2 rRNA genes are annotated in these 3,270 nt (G+C 54.1%); both read right to left on the reverse strand.

The features are described from left to right. Window positions 1-13 precede the first annotated feature (13 nt). Window positions 14-128 (reverse strand): 5S ribosomal RNA (rrf, locus tag FYJ74_RS11535). A 131-nt stretch (window positions 129-259) separates the two neighbouring features. Then, window positions 260-3,234, reverse strand: a 23S ribosomal RNA gene (locus tag FYJ74_RS11540). Between the last annotated feature and the right edge of the window lie 36 nt (window positions 3,235-3,270).

The raw sequence follows: 3,270 nt of genomic DNA on the forward strand, positions 1-3,270 counted from the left end.
AAAAAAACAGAGACACGGGCGACGACCTACTCTCCCGCGAAGCGAATCGCAGTACCATCGGCGCGTGAGGGCTTAACTGCCGGGTTCGGCATGGGACCGGGTGGACCCCCTCCGCTTTTATCACCAGTATCTCTGTTCTATCCGACTTCCGCACCCGTCACGGACGCATCCGCGAGCGGAGCGAAAGCGAAATCTTTTCGTTGTTCTTTTTTTGTCTCTCTTTTTCGTTTCTCTTCTTCCGAACAGCACGAAACTGAAACAGGTTAAGGCCTCGGTGTATTAGTACCGGTTAACTCAACGTCTCGCAACGCTTCCATTCCCGGCCTATCAAACCCCTCGTCTCGGGGACACCTTACTACCTTATGGTATGAGATATCTCATCTTGGGGGCGGTTTCCCGCTTAGATGCCTTCAGCGGTTATCCGGGCCGTACTTGGCTACTCTGCTGATGCGGCTGGCGCCACAACAGATACACCAGTGGTACGTCCACTCCGGTCCTCTCGTACTAGGAGCAGCTCCCCTCAAATATCTTGCGCCCGTGGTGGATAGGGACCAAACTGTCTCACGACGTTTTGAACCCAGCTCGCGTACCGCTTTAATGGGCGAACAGACCAACCCTTGGGACCTGCTACAGCCCCAGGATGCGACGAGCCGACATCGAGGTGCCAAACCTCCCCGTCGATGGGAACTCTCGGGGGAGATCAGCCTGTTATCCCCAGGGTAGCTTTTATCCGATGAGCGACGGCCTTTCCATTCAGCACCGCCGGATCACTAGGACCGACTTTCGTCTCTGCTCGAAATGTCTCTCTCGCAGTTAAGCCAACTTATACCCTTGCGCTCTCTTGGCGGTTTCCATTCGCCATGAGTTGACCTTTGCGCGCCTCCGTTACTCTTTGGGAGGCGACCGCCCCAGTCAAACTGCCCACCTGACTGTGTCCTCTTCGTCGATTCAGACGCTAAAGTTAGACATTCGAAATCACAAGGGTGGTATCCCAACGATGGCTCCAAGAAAGCCAAAGCTCTCTCTTCTTCGCCTCCCACCTATCCTGTGCATGAAATTTCAAATATCAGTATCAGGCTACAGTAAAGCTCCATGGGGTCTTTCCGTCCTACCACGGGTAACCGGCGTCTTGACCGGTACCACAATTTCACTGGATCTCTCGTTGAGACAGCGCTCAAATCGTTACGCCATTCGTGCAGGTCGGAACTTACCCGACAAGGAATTTCGCTACCTTAGGACCGTTATAGTTACGGCCGCCGTTTACTGGGGCTTCATTTCTAAGCTGCGCCTTGCGGCTCACTCTTCCATTTAACCTTCCAGCACCGGGCAGGCGTCAGACTCTATACTTCGACTTGCGTCTTATGCAGAGTCCTGTGTTTTTGGTAAACAGTCGCTTGAGCCTGGTTTCTGTGGCTGCTCCCCGCTTCACCTTACGATTGACGGGCGCAGCACTCCTTCTCCCTAAGTTACGGAGTTAACTTGCAGAGTTCCTTAACGAGAGTTATTCCACTCACCTTAGCTTGCTCAGCTTGACCACCTGTGTCGGTTTCGGGTACGGGCGCTATAAGTTCTCCCTAGCAGGTTTTCCTGGCAGCGGAGCTTCAACAGCTTCGCCTCTTACGAGGCTCCCTCTCGGATCTCGGTCTTGACGGAGAGATGTGCTTGACTGTCTCTCCAACCTGCTTCCTTGGACTGGCTATTCCATCAGCCGGCCTGTCTAGCTTTCTGCGTCGCTGCTTCGGTTATAGCGAACTTATCGCGGGGCAGGAATTTCGACCTGCTGTCCATCATCTACGCTTTTCAGCCTTAACTTAGGGCCCGCCTTACCCTGGGCGGATCAACCTTCCCCAGGAATCCTTGGTCTTCCGGTGTATTTGATTCTCGCAAATATGTCGTTACTCATGCCGGCATTCTCACTACTTAACGGTCCACAATGTCTTGCGGCACTGCTTCGTCCCGTTAACTACGCTCCCCTACCGATGGATTTCTCCATCCCATAGCTTCGGCGGCATGCTTAGCCCCCTACATTTTCGGCGCGGGGGTCCTCGACCAGTGAGCTGTTACGCACTCTTTAAAGGATGGCTGCTTCTGAGCCAACCTCCTGGCTGTTTCGGGGTCCCCACATCCTTGTCACACTTAGCATGCTCTTGGGGGCCTTAGCTGATGATCTGGGCTGTTTCCCTTTCGACCACGAACCTTATCACCCGCGGTCTCACTCCTGACTTTCACGTGTCGATATTCGGAGTTTGATGGCTCGCGCAAATCCCCCAGGACCGCTTGAGCTGTCAGTCGCTCTACCCTCGACACGAATCCATCAAGGCTGCACCTCAATGCATTTCGGGGAGAACCAGCTATTACCTAACTCGATTAGCTTTTCACTCCTAACCACAGGTCATCCAAGACTTTTTCAACAGGCACTGGTTCGGTCCTCCATGGGGTTTCACCCCCACTTCAACCTGCCCATGGCTAGATCGTCAGGCTTCGGGTTTATTGCAGGCAACTTTACGCTCTCTTCGAACTCGCTTTCGCTTCGGCTCCAGAACTTCATCCCTTAACCTCGCTGCATGCAATATCTCGCCGGCTCATTTTTCAATAGGCACGCTGTCACTTTCCATACATCGCTGTATTTCCAGCTCCAACTGCTTGTAGGCATACGATTTCAGGTCTCTTTCACTCCCCTCCCGGGGTGCTTTTCACCTTTCCCTCTCGGTACTATGCGCTATCGGTCACTTACAGTATTTAGCCTTGGACCATGGGCGGCCCGGATTCAAACGGAATTTCTCGTGCTCCGCTCTACTTGGGATTGGGTCTCAGAGGGACCGGGTTTTCGTCTACGCGGCTTTCACGCTCTGCGGCTCGCTTTTCCAACACGATTCGACTAACTCGATCTTTTCTCACTCTGCGGAAGCTCAGCAGCGCTTCCTCGACTGTCCCGCAACTCCCTCCGCAGCAACGGCTGCTGCCTTGCACTGCGGGGGTTTAGGCTGGCCCCTGTTCGCTCACCACTACTGGGGGGATCTCTGCGATTTCTTTTCCTCCGGCTACTGAGATGTTTCACTTCACCGGGTTCCTCTCCAAAAAAGGAGTCACGGGTCTGCTCCCGTGGGGTTGCCCCATTCAGATATCCGCGGATCAAAGCCTGCTTGCGGCTCCCCGCGGCGTTTCGCCGCTTGCTGCGTCTTTCATCGGCTGTAAGTGCCAAGGCATCCGTCGTATGCCCTTGCTACCTTAACCTGTTTCAGTTTCGTCCTGTTCTCTTGTCAATGGGCT

Source organism: Pyramidobacter porci (assembly GCF_009695745.1).
Classification (GTDB): Bacteria; Synergistota; Synergistia; order Synergistales; family Dethiosulfovibrionaceae; genus Pyramidobacter; species Pyramidobacter porci.